Below are 18,083 nucleotides of genomic sequence, written 5' to 3'. Positions count from 1 at the left end.
GGGCCTCCTCAGCGCTTCTTGCTGCCGAAGATCCCGCCCAGCACACCGCGCAGGATCTCCTTGCCTACCGAGGTGCCCATCGTGCGCACCGCCGACTTGGCCATGGTCTGCACCAGCCCGTCGTGCTTCGCGCCGCGCGGTCCGGTGGTGCCGAAGAGCATGTCGTTGAGCATGCCGCCCATGCCGGAGCCGGACGATTCGGCCGCGGGCTTGCCACCCGCACCAACCGCGGGCGCGTCGGGGGCGCTCTCGGCGCGGCCCTTGAGCTTTTCGTAGGCCGATTCGCGGTCCACCGTCTTCTCGTAGACGCCCGCGACCAGCGAGCCCGTGACCAGCGCCTTGCGCTGGTCGGGCGTGATCGGGCCGAGCTGGCTGCCCGGCGGCAGCACGAATACGCGTTCGGTCACGCTCGGGCGGCCCTTTTCGTCGAGGAAGCTCACGAGCGCCTCGCCGACCGCGAGTTCGGTGATGGCGGTTTCGATGTCGAGGCCCGGCTTCTGGCGCATGGTGCTGGCGGCCGCCTTCACGGCCTTCTGGTCGCGCGGGGTGAATGCGCGCAGCGCGTGCTGCACGCGGTTGCCCAACTGGGCCAGCACCGTATCGGGAATGTCCAGCGGGTTCTGCGTGACGAAATACACGCCCACGCCCTTGGAGCGCACCAGGCGCACCACCAGCTCGATGCGTTCCACCAGCGCCTTGGGCGCCTCGTTGAACAGCAGGTGGGCCTCGTCGAAGAAGAAGGCCAGCTTGGGCTGCTCGGGATCGCCGATTTCGGGTAGCTGCTCGAACAGCTCCGACAGCATCCACAGCAGGAAGGTGGCGTACAGGCGCGGCGAGTTCATGAGCTTGTCGGCCGCGAGGACGTTGATGACCCCCTTGCCGCCCACGGTCTGCATGAAGTCGGCGATGTTGAGCATCGGCTCCCCGAAGAACTTGTCGCCGCCCTGGGTCTCGATCTGCAGCAGGCCGCGCTGGATGGCACCCACGCTGGCGGCGCTGATGTTGCCGTACTGGGTGGTGAACTGGCTCGCGTTCTCGCCCACGTACTGCAGCATGGCGCGCAGGTCTTTCAGGTCGAGCAGCAGCAGGCCGTTGTCGTCGGCGATCTTGAACACCAGGTTCAGCACGCCGGCCTGTGTTTCGTTCAGGTCGAGCATGCGGGCCAGCAGCAGCGGGCCCATGTCGGAGATGGTGGCGCGCACCGGATGGCCCTGTTCGCCGAACACATCCCACAGCGTGACGGGGCAGGCGGAGGGCTCGGGCAGATCGATGCCGCGTTCTTTCAGCGTGGCGGCCAGCTTGTCGCCGATAGTGCCCTTTTGGCTGACGCCCGTCAGGTCGCCCTTGACGTCGGCCATGAACACCGGCACGCCGATGCTGGACAGCTTCTCCGCGATGGTCTGCAGGGTGACGGTCTTGCCGGTGCCGGTGGCGCCGGTGATCAGGCCGTGGCGGTTGGCCAGGCTGGGGAGAAGATTGCACTCGATGGCTTCATGCCGTGCGATCAGAAGGGGGTCGGCCATGGGGCGCTCCGGGTCGTATCGAAGCGGGTAGTCTAGGGCCTGTGCACCCTGTGCAAGGGGGTCGCGAAGCTCGCCACAGCCAGCCCCTTTTCGAAGCAACGCGACCCCCTTGCACAGGGCGAACAGGCCCTAAGCGGCCCTCCTATAATCCACGACCCGCACGATAGTTCAGGCAAAAGTTTCAGGAGGTTTTTTTGTCATCGACTGCTCAGCCCCCCATTCCCGCCACTGGCGATGCCTCCGAACAGTCGCCGATCGAAAAAGAGCTGGCCGTGCTGCTCGTGAGCGCGCTGAATCTCGAAGTGGCCCCCGAGGACATCGTGCCGACCGAACCGCTCTATGGCGAAGGCCTGGGACTCGACTCCATCGACATCCTCGAAGTGGCGCTCGAAGTCTCGCGCCGCTATGGGTTCCAACTGCGTTCGGACGACGAACGCAACCAGCAGATTTTCCAGTCGCTGCGCACGCTCGCGACCCACGTCGCCCAGCATCGCGTGGCTTCCTGATCCCATGTCGCGATGGCGAATAGCACTCCTGTTGGTGGTGGGGGTTGCATATGCCGGCCTCTCTCACTGGATGACGCTGTTCCACGCCACGGAGCCATGGGCGGTGGTGGTGCTGCTCGGCCCGCTCTGGCTCGCTGCCATGGGCCTGGCCGCCAGCTGGTTCGGCCGCTGGGGCCTTGCCGCCGTGGCCGTGCTGGGCATTGGCGGTTTTTCGCTCGTCTTCCTTGGTGAGGCGGGCGATCCCAACCGGCTGTACGTGCTGCAGCACGTGGCCATCAACGCAGCCCTGTGCGGCTGGTTCGGCTCGACACTGCGCGGCCGCGGCCTGCCGCTGATCACCCAGTTCGCGCAGCGCGTGCATCCGCTCAAGGGCCACATGCTGGCCTACACCACGCAGCTCACGCGCATCTGGACCGGCTTCTTCGCACTGACGGTGCTGGCGTCGATCCTCATCTACCTGACACGGCCGTTCTCCGAGTGGTCGCTGTTCGCCAATGTGCTGTCGCCGGTGATGGTGACGCTGCTGTTCGTCGGCGAACACCTGCTGCGCTACCGGCTGCATCCCGAATTCGAACGCACGCGCCTCGTGGATGCGGTGCGCGCGTTCTACGGCACATCGTCGGTGGACACCAGCCCCGGCGGCCAATGACACAGGCGCTGCCAGCGTGACGACAGACCTTCGCTTCCTGCCACTGCTCGCGAACCGAGACCCCGACGCCCCCCTGGCCTGGCGCGCCGGTGTCCCCGTGAGCGCGCGGCAGTTCCTGGCCGACGTGGCCCGCTTCGCACCTGGGCTTCCGGGCGAGGGGCCGGCCGTCAATCTCTGTGCTGACCGATACGCCTTCGCCGTGAGCCTGGGCGCGGCGCTGGTGCGCGGCCATGCCAGCCTGCTGCCGCCCGACGCGCGGCCCGACACGCTCGCGCGCCTGCTCGAATCCGGCGGCCCGCATCTTTTTGCGCTCACCGATGACCCGAAGCTGCAGGCCCCGGGCATGCAGCGCGTGCTGTTCGAAAACCGCGCGAGTCCTGGCGGCGGTGCCGATGCCGATGGCGCGGTGCCCGCGATCGACGCGGCCATGCACGCAGCCAGCCTGCTCACCTCGGGCTCGACCGGCGTGCCGCAACCGCACGCCAAGACCTGGCGCACGCTGGTGGGCGACGTGGCGGTGGCCGTCAAGCGCCTGTGCCGGGTGCTGGAGCGTCCCTCGCTCGAAGGCCTCACGCTGGTCGCGACCGTGCCAGTGCAGCACAGCTACGGGCTCGAATCGTCGGTGCTGCTCGCAATGCTCGGCGGCGCAGCATTCGAAAGCGGCCGGCCGTTCTTTCCGGCTGATGTCGCGAAAACTCTGGCCTCGGTGCCGCGGCCCCGCGCGCTGGTCACCACGCCGTTCCATCTCAAGACATTGCTGCTCTCGGGGATCGAGCTGCCGCCGGTCGACCTTATTTTGTCGGCCACCGCGCCGCTGTCGCCGCAGCTTGCGCAGCAGGCCGAGCAGGCCATGGGTGGCGTGCTGCTCGAAATCTACGGCAGCACCGAGTCGGGCCAGGTTGCCACGCGCCGCACCACCGACAGTGAAATCTGGGAGACCTTCGGCGAGATTCGCGTGCACGCCGAGCCCGCGGCCGACGGCGGCCCCGAGCGCTTCATCTTCAGCGGCGACTTCATGCCCGAGCCCACGCCGATGGCCGACGTGCTCGAACTGCTGGACGAACGCCGCTTCCGCCTGTTCGGCCGCGCCAATGACCTGATCCACGTGGCGGGCCGGCGCAGCTCGCTGGCGCACCTGAACTTTCATCTCAACAGCATCCCCGGCGTGGACGACGGCGCCTTCTGGCTGCCCGATGAGGTGGCCGACGGGGTCGTGCGGCCGGTGGCCTTCGTGGTCGCGCCCGAGCTCTCGGCGGGCGACATCATCGCGGCCCTGCGGCAGCGGCTCGAACCCGTGTTCGTGCCGCGCAGGGTGGTGCAGGTCAAGGCGTTCCCACGCGAAGGCACGGGCAAGCTCACAGTGCGTGCGCTGCGCGAATTCGCGCTGGCGCAACTCGCCGAAGATGACACACCAGTGCAGATGGCGCACATGGTGCCGGCGGATCACCCCGTATTCGCCGGCCATTTTCCCGGCCAGCCCCTGCTGCCTGGCGCGCTGGTGCTGGCCGAGGTCATGGAGTCGATCCGGCGCGTGCCGGCCCTGGTGGCGCGGCTGGGCGCACATCCCACGCTCGCCGCGGCGAAGTTCCTGTCGCCGGTGCGACCGGGCGCCGCGCTGTCGATCGAATTGCACCCGGAGGCCGGACCCGGCCGCGGCGTACGTTTCGACGTTCGCTGCGACGGCGTGGTGGCCGTCACCGGCCGCTGGACGGCCGTGCAAGAGTCCGCGTGATGAAACACGCCGACGTTGAAGCGCGCGCCTTGAAAGAGGCTGCCCGGGCAGGGGAGGCGGCCCCGAATGGCGAGCGCGGTGAAAGTGGGGGCTGGGCGCATGCGCCAGAGCGCAGCAACATGCTTGCGCTGCGTTTCATCGTCGGGATGGCGCTGGTGTGCGGGCGCCACGTCACGCGCCTGCTGCTGCCGCCCATCGCGCTCTACTTCCTGCTGTTCGCACCGGCGCAGCGCCGGCACATCAAGCGCTATCTGTTCAGGGCCATCGGCCCGCAGGCGGGTTGGGTCGACGGTTTCCGCCTGCTGTACGCCTTCGCGTCGACATTGCTCGACCGCGTCTACTTCCTGCGCGGGCGCATGGACCTGTTCAAGGTCAGCATCGAGGGCAACGTGTCGATCGAGTCGGAGATCGCACAAGGGCGGGGCGCCTTCCTGCTCGGCGCCCACGTCGGCAGCTTCGAGGCGCTGGGCGCCTGCAAGCAGCAGACGCACCAGCGCAACCTGCGCCTGGCGATGCTGATGTACCCGGACAACGCGCAGCGCATCACGGCCATCCTCAACGCCATTGCGGTGCCTGAACTGCGGCCGCACGTCATCGCGCTGGGCCGGCCGCATTCGATGCTCGAACTGCGCGACTGGCTCGACGGCGGCGGCCTGGGCGGCATGCTGGCCGACCGTACGCTGCCGGGCAGCGAAGACCAGCCCGCGCACCAGCGCGGCAACAACATCGTGCTGCCATTCCTCGGGCAGCCGGCGGTTTTCAACGACGGACCCTTCCGGCTGGCGGCTCTGCTGCGCCGCAAGGTGTTCTTCATGGCCGGGCTCTACGGCGGTGGTGCCCGCTACGATGTCCGGTTCGACCCGCTGGCCGACTTCGGCGAGGCGGTCTGCAGCCCCGCGGAGCGCGAAATGCGCATCCGCGCGGCCGTCGAAGCCTATGTGGCACGCCTGGAAGCGCTGTGCCGCACGTATCCCTACAACTGGTTCAATTTCCATGATTTCTGGCTCGAAGATGCGGCTTGACTGGCTTTGCAGGGCATGCGTGCTCGCGCTGGCCTTCTGCGCCGTGCCGGCCTGGGCGGCGTTCGACCTGCCCGAGCTGATGACGCTGCTGGCCAAGCAGAAGAGCGGGGAGGCCCGCTTCACCGAACAACGCTTCGTGCACGGCCTCGAAGGCCCGCTCGACGCCAGCGGCACGCTGAGCTTCGACGCACCCGACAAGCTGGTGCGCCGCACGCTGTCGCCGCGCATCGAGACCATGGCTGTCGAGGGCAACACGCTGACGCTTTCGCGCGGCGGCCGCACCCGCACGCTGGCGCTGGACAGCATGCCCGAGCTGCTCGGCCTGGTCGAGGCCATGCGCGGCACCCTCACCGGCGACGGCGCCACGCTGCAGCGCTATTTCCGCAGCACCGTGTCGGGCTCGGCTGCCAAGTGGACGCTCGACCTCGTCCCGATGGACAGCCGATTGGCCGCGCAGGTGCGCAGCATGCGCATCAGCGGCCGCGCGAGCGACGTGCAGGGGCTCGAGATGGAGTTCGTCGGCGGTGACCGCTCGGTCATGAACATCACACCGGGCAACGCGGCTCCATCCAGCGCGCCCGGACGCACCACGCCGTGATGCCGCAACAGCAGGCAGGCGGTCCGCCGGGCTGGCGGCGCAGAGCGGTCGTGCTGCTGGCGTGGCTGCTGGTGCTGCTGTGCGGTGCCGCCGTCATTGCGCGCACGCAGATCGGCGCGGATCTCTCCGCCTTCCTTCCCAAGAGCCCGGACGTGCGCCAGCGCGTGCTGATCGAGCAGCTGCAAAGCGGCGTCGCCTCGCGCACGCTGATGCTGGGCATCGAGGGCGGCAGCACCGAGCAGCGTGCCGCCGTGTCGCGTGCTGTCGCCAAAGACATGCGCGAGAGCAAGCTGTTCGATCTGGTCCAGAACGGCGACGTCGGCGACTGGAGCGAGGCGGGAGCCTGGGTGCTGCAGCACCGCTACCAGCTGTCGCCAGGCGTAGTGCCCGGGCAGTTCACCGCCGAGGGTCTGCGCGACGCCATCAACGAAACCCTGTCGATGCTTGGCACGCCGGCCGGCAACGTGATCAAGCCGTTTCTCGACCGCGACCCGACCGGCGAGACACAGCGCATTGCGATGGAGCTGGTGCCCGCCAGCGCGCCGCGCAGCGAAGACGGCGTGTGGATGTCGCGCGCCGCGCCGCGCGCGCTGATGATCGCCACCACGCGCGCCGCCGGCAGCGACCTCGACGCGCAGGCCGTGGCCATCGCACGCGTGCACACCGCCTACGAGGCCGCGACGCGCGGCATGGGCGCAACGGCACCCAAGCTGCTGCTGAGCGGGCCGCCGGTGTTCTCGGTGATGAGCCGCGACAAGATCAAGACCGAAGCGATCCATCTCGCGGTGGTGGGCGGCATCGTCATGGGGGGGCTGCTGTTGCTGGCGTTCGCCTCGCCGCGTGCGCTGGTCATCGCCTTCCTGCCCGTGGCCACGGGCGTGGTGATCGGCACGGCGAGCGTGAGCCTCGTGTTCGGTTCGGTGCACGGCCTCACGCTGGGCTTCGGCAGCACGCTGATCGGCGAGACGGTCGACTACGCCATCTACTACCTCATTCAGGCGCGGGGCGCGGCCGTGGCCGGCACCGGCTGGCAGCGCTGGCGCGACCTGAACTGGCCGACCGTGCGGCTCGGCCTGCTGACCTCGGTGTGCGGCTTTGCGGCGCTGGTGTTCTCGGGCTTTCCGGGACTGGCGCAGCTGGGCGTCTTCTCCATCGCCGGCCTCGTCGCGGCCGCGCTGGCCACGCGCTACGTGCTGCCGGTGCTGGCGCCCGATGGCGCCACCGGCATGGGCATGCGCAGGTACATGGCGCAAATGGCCGGCGCGCTGGTGCGCGGCCTGCCGCGCCTGCGCTGGCCGCTGGCGGCGCTGGGCGTGGCCGCGCTGGCGCTGGTGCTGTGGCAGGGCGGTCACCTGTGGCGCGCCGACCTGGGCGCGATGAGTCCGGTGCCCAAGGCGGCCCAGCAGCTCGACGAGATGCTGCGCAACGACATCGGCGCGAGCGATGGCGGCGTGCTGGTGGTTGCCTACGGCGACGACGAACAGGCCGCCCTGCGCAACACCGAGGCGGCCGCGGCGCGGCTCGATGCGCTGGTGGAGCAGGGCGAACTCGTCGGCTACGAAACCGTGACGCGCGTGCTGCCGAGCGTGGCGGTGCAGACGGCGCGCATCGCGAGCCTGCCGAACGCCGAAACGCTGCGCGCCAATCTGGCCGAGGCGACCAAGGGGATGCCGCTGCCGGCTTCGCGCCTGGGGCCGTTCCTGGCCGACATCGAGGCGGCACGCAAGCTGCCGCCGGTGGAGCGCGCCGAACTGGCCGGTGGGCCGCTCGGTTCGATCCTGAACACGCTCATGTATCAGCGTCCGGGCGGCGGATGGGGCACGCTGGTCGTGCTGCACCCCGGGGCCAAGTTCGACCAGGGCCGCCTCGAAGCAGCCTTGGCCGGCCTGCCCGAAGTGCAGGTGGTCGACGTCGGCCGCGAACTCGCGGGCCTGTACCAGCGCTACCTGCACGAGGCCTTCGTGCAGGTGCTGCTCGGCGCGCTGGCGGTGGTGGTGCTGCTCGGCATCTACCTGCGTTCGTGGCGCCGGCTGCTTGCCGTGTGCCAGCCGCTGCTGTTCGCGGTGGTGCTCACGCTCGGCGGCATGGCCTTGCTGCAGGCGGCACTCGGCATCCTGCATCTGGTGGGGCTGCTGCTGATCGTGGCGGTGGGGTCGAACTACGCGCTGTTCTTCGACCAGCTGCGCACGACCGGGCGGGCCGACGAAGACACGCTGGCGTCGCTGATGCTGGCCAACCTGACGACGGTGGTGTCGTTCGGTCTGATCGCGATTTCGGACATCCCGGCGTTGTCGTCCATCGGTCGCGTGGTTGCGCCGGGCGCGCTGCTGGCGCTGCTGCTGTCGGCGGCGTTTGCGCGGAGTGTGGCGCCCGCGAAAGCGGCGCGCCCCTGATGGGAAAATCGGCCCCCATGTCTTCCGTTCCTGCGTCCAAAGAATCCTGGCCCTGGCCGCCGGCCATTCGCGCCAGCGCGGCATGGCACGTCGCGGCCATCGGCGCGGGCGTGCTGGTGCCGGGCGCGTTGCCGTGGGCCATCGGCGCGATCGTGCTGAACCATGCGTTGATCACCGGCGCCGGCCTCACGCCGCGCAGCAGCCTGCTCGGCCCCAACGTCACGCGGCTGCCCGAAGCAGCTGCCGCGCGCCGCGAAGTGGCGATCACCATCGACGACGGGCCGGAGCCCGAGGTGACACCGCAAGTGCTTGACCTGCTCGATGTGCACGGCCAGCGCGCCACGTTCTTCTGCATCGCCGAGCGGGTGCTGGCGCATCCCGAACTGGCGCGCGAGATCGTCGCGCGCGGCCACAGCATCCAGAACCACACGGCGCAGCACCGGCACAACTTCTCTTTTCTCGGGCCGCGCGGCTTTGCAGCCGAAATTGCGCGGGCGCAGGACATCCTCGCCGACACCGTCGGCCAGCGCCCGACCTGTTTCCGCGCGCCGGCCGGCCTGCGCAACCCCTTCCTCGAGCCCGTGCTGCACCGCCTCGGCCTCTCGCTCGTGAGCTGGACGCGGCGCGGCTTCGACACGCGCGAAGGCGACGCCGCCAAGGTGATGGCGCGCCTGAGCCACAACCTGCAGGCGCGCGACATCCTGTTGCTGCACGACGGCAATGCCGCGCGCACCGCCAAAGGACAACCCGTTTTGCTGGAGGTATTGCCCTTGTTGCTCGAACGTCTGCGCGCCGATGGATTGCGCGCTGTTACCTTGCCCGAAGGGCTGAAAGCATGAGCGCGGTGATGCCCTCGTCGTCGACCGACAACGCCTGGCGCGAGCTGCACGAGGCCGCGACCGTTCCCTACCAGAAGGGCGGCAGCTTCGCCTGGCACTTCGCACGCGGCAAGCTGGGTCGCGATCCGGTGTTTCGCGGCTTGCTCGAACATCGGCTGGTCGGCGCGCAGCACAGCCGCGTGGTCGACATCGGCTGCGGCCAGGGCCTGTTCGCAAGCCTGCTGGCGTCGATGAGCACGATGCAGAAGCAGGGCCGCTGGCCGTCGTCATGGCACGCCACCACGCACGGCGCAGACTACACCGGCATCGAGCTGATGCCGAAGGACGTGGCGCGCGCCGAGGCCTCCATCGGCCATCTGCAGCCTGCGCCGAAGCTGGTCTGCGCCGATATGTGCTCGGCCGCCTTGCCGGACTGCGACCTTGTCGTGATCCTCGACGTGCTGCACTACGTGAACCTTGAAGCGCAGGAAGGCGTACTGCTGCGCGTGCGCGACGCGCTGCGCCGTGGCGCCAACCCGCAGGCGCGGCTGCTGCTGCGCGTGGGCGACGCGTCGAGCCGCCGCGGCTTCGCGATCAGCCAGTGGGTCGATCGCACCGTCACGCGCATCCGCGGCCACAAGGTCTCGCCGACCTGGGGCCGGCCGCTGGCCGACTGGACGGCGCTGCTGCGGCGCCTGGGCTTTCGCGTGCAAAGCATCCCGATGAGCGTGGGCACGCCCTTCGCCAACGTGCTGCTGGTGGCCGACCTGGAAGGGGCCGCATGACGGTGCCGCAGACGCTCGACCGTGCCGGCATTGCGCAGCGCATTCCGCACAGCGGCAGCATGTGCCTGCTGGAGCGGCTGGAGAGCTGGGACGCCGAGGCCATTCGCTGCAGCACCACCACGCACGCACAGGCCGACAACCCGCTGCGCACCGAGAGCGGACTGCTCGCGCCCAACGCCATCGAATACGCGGCGCAGGCCATGGCGCTGCATGGCGGCCTGCTGGCTGCCGAGGGCAGCACGCCGTCGGCGGGTTTCCTGGCGAGCGCGCGCAACGTGAAGCTGGCGGTGGCGCGCCTCGACGACGTGCCCGGCGCGTTGCAGGTGGGAGCCCGGCGCCTGTCGGGCGACGACCGCCAGATCCTCTACGAATTCACGGTGAAGGCGGACGATGGCCGCATGCTGGCCGAAGGCCGCGCCGTGGTGGTCCTGAACACACCGCTTGCTGCAGAAAGCATGACATCGCCATGAGTCTCGAAGGAAAGCGCGCGCTGATCACCGGCGCCAGCGGCGCACTTGGCGCCGCCATGGCCGAACGCCTTGCGCGGGACGGCGCCACGGTCCTGCTGCACGCCAATTCGCGACCCGAGGCGGTCGAGCAACTGGCCGCATCGATCACGGCGGCGGGCGGCAAGGCGGAGTGCCACGTGTTCGACCTGTGCAGCGACGAAGCCTCGGCGGCGGCGTGCGCGCGCATCCTGGAAGGCGGGCCGGTCCAGATCCTCGTCAACAACGCGGGCGTGCACGACGACGCCGTGCTGCCGGGCATGCGTGCCGAGCAGTGGCACAAGGTGATCGACGTATCGCTTAACGGTTTCTTCCGCGTCACGCAGCCGCTGCTTCTGCCCATGATGCGCACGCGGTGGGGGCGCATCCTGAATATCTCTTCCGTGGCCGCGATTGCGGGCAACCGGGGGCAGGTCAACTACGCCGCGGCCAAGGGCGCGCTGAACAGCGCGACCAAGGCGCTGTCGCTCGAAGTGGCATCGCGCGGCGTGACGGTGAACGCGATTGCACCCGGAATCATTGCATCGCCGATGGCGGATGCGGTGTTCGATCCCGCGGTCATCAACCAGATGGTGCCGGTGAAGCGCGCTGGGACGCCCCAGGAAGTGGCTGCGCTGGCCGCCTTCCTGGCGAGTGACGAGGCGGCCTACATCACGGGCCAGGTGATCTCGATCAACGGCGGGATGATCTGAAGATCTGCCGCCGGGATTTCTTTTACAGCGGCAAGGTGTCGAACGCCGCGTAGGCCGTAGCCAGCCAAGACTTCACGCGCTGCCGTTCCAGCAACCCCAGCGCATGCGGGCCTTCGCGGTCGTTCACGGCCTTCCAGAAGCTCGTGTTCTGCGCATCGATCTTGCGCATGCTCGCGTCGTGCAGGCGGGGCAGGGTGATCACGCGTGCGCCGTTCGCCGTCGCCTTCGAGAGCGATTGCGAGGCGAGCAGCATCCCGAAGTCGCTGCCGCGGCCGTAGTTCTGCACCACGATGTAGTTGGGCCGGTTGCCGAAGGTGTCGATGAGTGCGCCGAGCAGGTCGGTCGAGTCCTTGCCGTCGTCCAGCACGTGCCAGAAGTTGACGGTGACACCGATGTCGGCGAACACGTCGAACAGGTCCGACTCCTTGATCCAGCGCGACAGCGGTGCCAGCGTTTGCGCGGCAAGGTCGACGATCACGCTCTGCTGCGGGTTGGTCTCGAAGCCGTTGACGACCGTGTCGAGCCCTTCGAAGCTGTCGACCACCACCTGCGAGGCGAAGCCTTCGTAGAAGCGGGTGAACGAGCTGTGCGAGCGGTCGGTGTCGAAGCCCGTGAAAGGGCGGCTGTGGTCGATGAAATACTGCGCCAGCACGCGCGCCGTGACAGATTTGCCGACACCGCCTTTTTCGCCGCCGATGAAATTGATGGAGCTCATGAGTTGCTGCTGCCTCGAATGGGTTGAGGGGTGGAGGGCGGATTCATTCTAGGGGCCAGTTTTTCTACCGGCCGCGTTTTGCCATGGCTTGCAGCAAGGGATGTGCCTGCAAGCGCTGCTGCAGCCGCTTCTTCCACGGCGCCGGCAGCGCCGAGGCGTCGATCATTGCAGGCCATTTGTCGCGGGCCAGCCGCGCGGTGTCGGCGACGACACGGCGCACCAGCGGCTCGTGCAGTCCCGTCGAGAAGCAGAAGGCGCGTACGTTGGCGGGCGTGAACAGGGCGGTGCGCCGGGCCGGGACCGCCGGCTCAGGCAACAGCGGCAGCGCGTGGCCGTCGACACCCTGCAGTGCGGCGTACGCGACGATGTCGTAGGCCGGCGCGAATCGCGGTGCAACGCCGTCTGGGTACAGCACGCCGAAGTTCTTGAGATGCGCGTCGGGGTTGCCGAGCAGGTCGTTCACTGCAAGGCGCCGCAGGAGCTCGAGCACCGCTTCGTCGCCCAGCGACGGAAACGCGCGCATCGCGAGCGCCATGTCGAGGTAGCTGCCGCCGTACTTGCGCATCGGGTCGATCGCCAGCACCTGCGCGAAGTCTTCGAAATGGATGCGGCGTGCGCCGTCGCGGTCGAAGCGCGTGACCGCCAGGAATTCGGGCTCGTCGGGCAGCGCATAGCTGTGCTCCGCGGCAATGGCCGAGAGCGGGGCGAGTTCCGCATGGCAAACCTCGACGCCCGCCGCGCCGGCCATCTGCAGCGACAGCATCTCGAGCTGCGGCATGTGCGGCCGGCCGGCGACCGGCAGCTTGGCGATCACCCGGGTGCTTGCGCCGGCCCGCGTGCGGGCCACGTACCGCCCGCCCTGGCGGCGCAGGCCCAGCTTGGGCTGTACGCCCGAGACCGATATGCCTTGCGGCATCGGCAGTTCGACTACCGACATCTCCAGCGCATCCTGGTCCTGCGTGATGAGGCGCTGCAGCGTGCCGCGGTCCACCGACACGGGCCGGGCACTCACTGCGCCGGGCAGGTCGCCGCCGCAGGCAGCGAGCAGTTCGAAATGATCGTTCTCGCGGCAGCCGCGCAGCTGCGCGATATGGCTGCGCAGCACGCCTTCGGGCAGCAGGTTCTGGAAAAAGCCCGGCAGCTGGCCCCCCTGGGCGTTGAACAGCGGGTTCTTGACGTCGCTCCAGAGTGCCGACTGGGCCGCGGGGTCGCTCGCCACCATCGAGAGCGACAGCACCTCGGCTGGCGGATTGGCGACCAGCTCGGGCTCCGCGACGAAGCGGCACAGGTCGGCGTACTGGAACAGCTTGCCGAAGCGGCGTGTGCCGAGCGAAATCTCGAGGATCTTGACGTTCATGGCGGCGAACGGCGCTTGTTGAGGGGCGCGCCGGGCGCCTGCGCCACTGCATGGCCTACGCGCGTGGCCACGGGGCGATAGCCGGGATCGGTGGCCGTGGTTTCGCCAAAGCCCTTGGGCGCAAGCTGCAGTTCGAGACCCAGCGCATCTACCAGCGCCAGCAGGGACGACAGCTGCGGGTTGCCCTGCAGGCTCAGGGCGTTGCGCACGGAGCGCTCGGTGAGTCCCGAGCGCAGAGCGATTTCAGCATTCGAGATGCCGGCGGCATCGCGGCGAGCGGCCAGGGCGATGATGAGTTCCTGTTTATTCACGGAAATATATTACCGCAAATGAAGTTTTAGGAAATATTTTTCCTAAAACCTTCGCCGCTTCTTCCGCCGCTTTCACTTGGGTATCAGCGTGAAGAAGGGCATGACCACGCCCATCACCCAGTTCTGGCCGAAGTCGAGCGCCGCCCGGCGGTATTTCTCGTCGGCCTGCGCAGCCAGCAGGTCGAGCCGCGCCACGACCTTCGACAGTTCGCGGTCGGCCACGAGGTTGCGGCCGCGGTCGCTGATTTCGGTGGCCAGCAGCAGTGGCTGGCCATCGGGGCCGGTCTTGGAGGAAATGAGCCAGAGCGATATCTCGAAGTTGCGCGCGGCCCTGAAGCTGTTCTCGGCATTGATGCCGTCGATCATGGTCTGGTCCCAGGTGTCGCCGTTGGCCTGCTTGAGCATGGTGGCCCAGCCGTACACCAGCGCCGCGACGCGGTCGCCCTGGTAGCCCTGCGGCCCGGTATCGAAGGCCAGGCGGATCGCATCGATGCCGGTGGCGCCCTTCAATTCGGGCAGGGGCGGGCCCTTGAGCACGGCGTCCCAGGCGCGCTGGGCGGCCTCGTCCATGCTGACTGCCGACTTGCGCCATTCGCGCGGGTTGCGCTTGTAGAGTGTGCTTTGCACGCGACGCACCGACTGCAGGTTGTCGCGCAGCGACAGGTTGGCGATGCGGTTGGCGCCGGACTGCATCCATTCGTGGCTGCTGTAGGGCTCGGCGCGCTGGGTGTCGCGCGTCGACGAGCAGCCTGCAAGGCCAAGCAGAACAGCCGTGCCCGCCAAGATGCCTCCAAGGAGGCAGGTACGTCGCATGGCGAGGGGAGAAACCAGGGAATCGCTCATGCCCTGACGTTATCATCCACGGCTGGGGCGGCGGCCTGCTGCAAGCTGCAGGCCCGTGCAATTTTCCTTACAAATCAATACCTTGGCGCTAGAGCCAAGCAGGCCGACAAGTCGTGCGTCTTAATTCCATCAAGCTTTCGGGCTTCAAGTCGTTCGCCGAACCCACCAACTTCCTGCTGCCGGGCCAACTGGTGGGCGTCGTCGGGCCGAACGGTTGCGGCAAGTCGAACATCATGGACGCGGTGCGCTGGGTGCTCGGCGAGTCGCGTGCGTCGGAGTTGCGCGGCGAGTCGATGCAGGATGTGATCTTCAACGGCACGACCACCCGCAAGCAGGCCAGCCGTTCGAGCGTGGAGCTGGTGTTCGACAACGCTGACCACCGCGCCGGCGGCCAATGGAACCAGTTCGGCGAAATCGCCGTGCGCCGCGTGCTCACGCGCGACGGCACCAGCAGCTACTACATCAACAACCAGCCGGTGCGCCGCCGCGATGTGCAGGACGTGTTCCTGGGCACCGGCCTCGGGCCGCGTGCCTACGCCATCATCGGCCAGGGCACGATCAGCCGGATCATCGAATCGAAGCCCGAAGAGCTGCGCCTGTTCCTCGAAGAAGCCGCAGGCGTGTCCAAGTACAAGGAACGCCGCCGCGAAACCGAAAACCGCCTGGGCGATACGCGCGAGAACCTCACGCGGGTCGAGGACATTCTTCGCGAGCTCAACGCCAACCTCGAAAAGCTCGAGAAGCAGGCCGAGGTGGCTGCGCGCTACAACATGCTGCAAGGCGACGCCACGAAGAAGCAGCACCAGCTGTGGTTCTTGAAGCGCAGCGAAAGCAACGCCGACCAGGCCAGGATCAAGTTCGACTCCGAAAAGGCGATCAACGACCTCGAATCGCGCATGGCCGACCTGCGCCACATCGAGGCCGAACTCGAAACGGTGCGCCAGGCCCACTACGGCGCCGGCGACCAGGTCAACCAGGCGCAGGGCAAGCTCTACGAGGCGAGCGCCGAAGTCGGCCGGCTCGAGGGCGAGATCCGCTTCGTGGTCGAAGGCCGCCAGCGCGTGGAGCAGCGCCTGGTGCAACTGCGCGAGCAGATGGGCCAGTGGGGCCGCCGCCGCGAAGAGGCCGAGGCCGAGATCGAAACGCTGGCCGGCGCCGGCGTGGACGCCGAGGAGCAGGCCATTTTGCTGGCCGCCCAGCTCGAAGAGCACGACGCGCGCATGCCCGAGCTCGAGGAAGCCGTGCAGCGCGCCCAGGACGAGGCCAACACCCAGCGCACGACCGTGTCGCAGGTACAGCAGCAGATCCAGGTGCTGGCTGCCGACCAGCGCAACATCGAAGAGCAGAGCCGCCAGCTCACGCAGCGCAGCGAGCGCCTGCGCGCCGACCAGAACGCGCTGGCCGCACCTGACGAAGCCCGCCTGCTCGAAATGCAGGAGCAGCACGCGATGGCGCAGGAGGCCGCGAGCGAAGCCGACGCCCGCCTGCATGAGCTGCAGGAAGCCGTGCCGCAACTCGACGACGACCGCCGCGCGAAGCAGCAGGCCGTCAACACCGAAGGCGCCCGCCATGCCGAGTTCTCGGCCCGCCTCGAAGCGCTGCGTGCGCTGCAGGAAAAGGTCAAGACCGACGGCAAGCTGGCGCCCTGGCTCGCCAAGCACGGCCTCGACGGCCTGCAAGGCCTGTGGAGCCGAATCCACGTCGAGCAGGGATGGGAAAACGCGCTCGAAGCCGCGCTGCGCGAACGCCTGGGTGCGCTCGAAGTCAGCCGCCTGGAGATGGTGCGCGCCTTCGGCAACGACGCGCCGCCCGCCAAGCTTGCCTTCTACAGCCCGCCCACCGCCGGAGCGCCCGAAGGCACGGCCGCGCTGCCGCGCCTGTCCAGCCTGCTTCGCCTGAACGATGCCGGCCAGCAAGCCCTGCTGAACGGCTGGCTGCATGGCTGCTACACCGCCGCGAGCTTCGAGGAAGCGCTGGCCCAGCGTGCTGCGCTGCAGCCTGGCGAAGTCATCTACGTGCAGAGCGGCCACGCCGTGTCCTCGCACAGCGTCAACTTCTACGCGCCCGACTCCGAACAGGCCGGCCTGCTGGCCCGCCAGCAGGAAATGGAAAACCTGGAGCGCCAGCTGCGCGCCCAGACACTCATCAACGAAGAAGCGCGTACTGCCTTGGTTCGCGCCGAAGCTGCCTACGCCGATGCCGCACAGCGCCTCGTGACCGCACGTCGCGAAGCCGCCGAGACCCAGTCGCGCGCGCACGAACTGCAGGTCGAGACCCTGCGCATGACGCAGCTCGCCGAGCAGACCCGCGCGCGCAGCCAGCAGCTGGCCGCCGACCTCGGCGAAGTCGATGCGCAGCTCGAAGAACTGCAGGAGAGGCGCATCGCAGCCGAAGGCCGGTTCGAAGAGCTCGACATGCAGCTGGCCGACAGCCAGGAGCGCCACGCGCAGCTCGACGAGCGCGTGATCGAAGCCGGCCGCGCGCTGAGCGCGAGCCGCGAGCAGCACCGCAGCCTCGAGCGCCAGGCGCAGGAAGCGACCTTCTCGCAGCGCACGCTCGAAGCCCGCCGCGGGGAGCTCAACCGCTCCATCGAAACCGCGGCGCAGCAGATCGTGGCGCTGACTGACGAAGACGAGCGCGCCCGGGCCGAACTGGCCCGGCTGTCCGATGCCGCTGCGCAGGCCGGCCTGCAGGATGCCCTGTCGCTCAAGCTCGAACGCGAAGCCGCGCTGGGCTCGGCGCGCAGCCAGTACGACGACCTCACGCTCAAGCTGCGCGCGAGCGACGAGCGCCGCCTGCAGCTCGAACGCGAGCTCGATCCGCTGCGCCAGCGCATCACCGAGTTCCAGTTGAAGGAACAGGCCGCGCGCTTGGGTGTCGAGCAGTACCAGCAGCTGCTCGACGATGCCGGCGCCGACCTCGAAGCCATCGAGCAGTCGATCGAAACCGAAAAGGTCAAGCTCACGGGCCTGCAAGGCGAAATCGACCGCCTCAACCGCGAAGTGGTCGCGCTCGGCGCGGTGAACCTGGCGGCGCTCGACGAACTCGCCATCGCGAGCGAACGCAAGACCTTCCTCGACGCGCAGTCGGCCGACCTGAACGAGGCCATCGGCACGCTCGAAGACGCCATCCGCAAGATCGACGCCGAAACGCGCGACCTGCTGGGCGGCACCTTCAAGGTCGTCAACGAGCACTTCAGCCGCATGTTCCCCGAGCTGTTCGGCGGCGGCAACGCCAAGCTGATGATGACGGGCGACGAAATCCTCGACTCCGGTGTGCAGGTGATGGCGCAGCCCCCGGGCAAGAAGAACCAGACCATCCACCTGCTGTCGGGCGGCGAGAAGGCGCTCACGGCCATTGCGCTCGTGTTCGCCATCTTCCAGCTCAACCCGGCCCCTTTCTGCCTGCTCGACGAAGTGGACGCGCCGCTGGACGACGCGAACACCGAGCGCTATGCCAAACTCGTGACAGCCATGAGCCGCGAAACCCAGTTCCTCTTCATCAGCCACAACAAGATCGCCATGGAAATGGCCGAGCAGCTGATCGGCGTGACGATGCAGGAGCAGGGCGTGTCGCGCATCGTTGCGGTCGACATGGAGTCGGCGGTCTCGATGGTCGAAGCCGCGTAAGCCG

The 18,083-nt window shown here is 68.4% G+C and carries 16 protein-coding genes; 11 read left to right on the top strand and 5 right to left on the bottom strand.

Annotated features, from left to right (window positions below; genetic code table 11):
- Positions 1 to 8: 8 nt before the first annotated feature.
- Positions 9 to 1,523: a helicase HerA-like domain-containing protein gene (locus tag ACCC97_RS02395; RefSeq protein WP_007837857.1), complete on the bottom strand. Its 1,515-nt coding sequence runs from the start codon at positions 1,521 to 1,523 to the stop codon at positions 9 to 11.
- 194 nt (positions 1,524 to 1,717) lie between these two features.
- Between ACCC97_RS02395 and ACCC97_RS02390 the strand changes: the two genes are divergently transcribed.
- The 10 genes from ACCC97_RS02390 (at position 1,718) to fabG (ending at position 11,224) form a co-directional block, all read left to right on the top strand.
- Positions 1,718 to 2,029, top strand: a complete 312-nt coding sequence (locus tag ACCC97_RS02390) for a phosphopantetheine-binding protein (RefSeq protein ID WP_007837856.1) — start codon at positions 1,718 to 1,720, stop codon at positions 2,027 to 2,029.
- A gap of 70 nt (positions 2,030 to 2,099) precedes the next feature.
- The gene (locus ACCC97_RS02385; protein WP_235507914.1) at positions 2,100 to 2,678 is read left to right on the top strand and encodes a hypothetical protein; all 579 of its coding nucleotides are present in this window, start codon (positions 2,100 to 2,102) and stop codon (positions 2,676 to 2,678) included.
- 16 nt (positions 2,679 to 2,694) lie between these two features.
- A complete protein-coding gene (locus ACCC97_RS02380; RefSeq protein ID WP_413331494.1) occupies positions 2,695 to 4,410 on the top strand; it encodes an AMP-binding protein in 1,716 nt (571 codons plus the stop codon).
- Positions 4,410 to 5,432 (top strand): acyl-CoA synthetase, encoded by a 1,023-nt coding sequence (locus tag ACCC97_RS02375; RefSeq protein ID WP_413331493.1) that lies wholly within the window; start codon positions 4,410 to 4,412, stop codon positions 5,430 to 5,432. The genes ACCC97_RS02380 and ACCC97_RS02375 overlap by 1 nt, the downstream gene beginning before the upstream one ends.
- Entirely contained in the window at positions 5,404 to 6,030 is a 627-nt protein-coding gene (locus tag ACCC97_RS02370) for a LolA-related protein (protein WP_413331492.1), read from the top strand. The genes ACCC97_RS02375 and ACCC97_RS02370 overlap by 29 nt, the downstream gene beginning before the upstream one ends.
- Positions 6,030 to 8,423, top strand: a complete 2,394-nt coding sequence (locus ACCC97_RS02365; RefSeq protein WP_413331529.1) for an MMPL family transporter — start codon at positions 6,030 to 6,032, stop codon at positions 8,421 to 8,423. Before ACCC97_RS02370 ends, ACCC97_RS02365 begins: the two co-directional genes overlap by 1 nt.
- Positions 8,423 to 9,262, top strand: coding sequence for a polysaccharide deacetylase family protein (locus tag ACCC97_RS02360; RefSeq protein WP_007837848.1), 840 nt, complete (start codon positions 8,423 to 8,425; stop codon positions 9,260 to 9,262). Before ACCC97_RS02365 ends, ACCC97_RS02360 begins: the two co-directional genes overlap by 1 nt.
- Positions 9,259 to 10,026, top strand: a complete 768-nt coding sequence (locus ACCC97_RS02355; protein WP_413331491.1) for a class I SAM-dependent methyltransferase — start codon at positions 9,259 to 9,261, stop codon at positions 10,024 to 10,026. Before ACCC97_RS02360 ends, ACCC97_RS02355 begins: the two co-directional genes overlap by 4 nt.
- Positions 10,023 to 10,496, top strand: coding sequence for a hypothetical protein (locus ACCC97_RS02350; protein WP_007837846.1), 474 nt, complete (start codon positions 10,023 to 10,025; stop codon positions 10,494 to 10,496). The genes ACCC97_RS02355 and ACCC97_RS02350 overlap by 4 nt, the downstream gene beginning before the upstream one ends.
- Positions 10,493 to 11,224, top strand: coding sequence for a 3-oxoacyl-ACP reductase FabG (fabG, locus tag ACCC97_RS02345; protein WP_130426171.1), 732 nt, complete (start codon positions 10,493 to 10,495; stop codon positions 11,222 to 11,224). Before ACCC97_RS02350 ends, fabG begins: the two co-directional genes overlap by 4 nt.
- A gap of 22 nt (positions 11,225 to 11,246) precedes the next feature.
- Here fabG and ACCC97_RS02340 read toward each other — a convergent pair whose 3' ends face one another.
- From ACCC97_RS02340 to ACCC97_RS02325, 4 genes are all read right to left on the bottom strand, one after another.
- Positions 11,247 to 11,939 carry a hypothetical protein gene (locus tag ACCC97_RS02340; protein WP_007837844.1) on the bottom strand — a complete coding sequence of 231 codons (693 nt, stop codon included), beginning with the start codon at positions 11,937 to 11,939 and terminating at the stop codon, positions 11,247 to 11,249.
- Positions 11,940 to 12,003: 64 nt separating this feature from the next.
- Positions 12,004 to 13,296, bottom strand: a complete 1,293-nt coding sequence (locus tag ACCC97_RS02335; RefSeq protein WP_413331489.1) for a type II toxin-antitoxin system HipA family toxin — start codon at positions 13,294 to 13,296, stop codon at positions 12,004 to 12,006.
- Complete coding sequence (locus ACCC97_RS02330) at positions 13,293 to 13,607, bottom strand: helix-turn-helix domain-containing protein (RefSeq protein ID WP_007837842.1); 315 nt, start codon at positions 13,605 to 13,607, stop codon at positions 13,293 to 13,295. Before ACCC97_RS02330 ends, ACCC97_RS02335 begins: the two co-directional genes overlap by 4 nt.
- A gap of 72 nt (positions 13,608 to 13,679) precedes the next feature.
- Complete coding sequence (locus tag ACCC97_RS02325; RefSeq protein ID WP_042674209.1) at positions 13,680 to 14,450, bottom strand: hypothetical protein; 771 nt, start codon at positions 14,448 to 14,450, stop codon at positions 13,680 to 13,682.
- Between the two features lie 113 nt (positions 14,451 to 14,563).
- Between ACCC97_RS02325 and smc the strand changes: the two genes are divergently transcribed.
- Positions 14,564 to 18,079 carry a chromosome segregation protein SMC gene (gene smc / locus ACCC97_RS02320; RefSeq protein WP_413331488.1) on the top strand — a complete coding sequence of 1,172 codons (3,516 nt, stop codon included), beginning with the start codon at positions 14,564 to 14,566 and terminating at the stop codon, positions 18,077 to 18,079.
- Positions 18,080 to 18,083 lie beyond the last annotated feature (4 nt).

The organism is Variovorax sp. Varisp85 (assembly GCF_047304045.1).
GTDB lineage: Bacteria > Pseudomonadota > Gammaproteobacteria > Burkholderiales > Burkholderiaceae_C > Variovorax.
The sequence above is the reverse complement of the archived record's forward strand: the minus strand, read 5'-3'. Positions and strand labels throughout refer to the sequence as shown.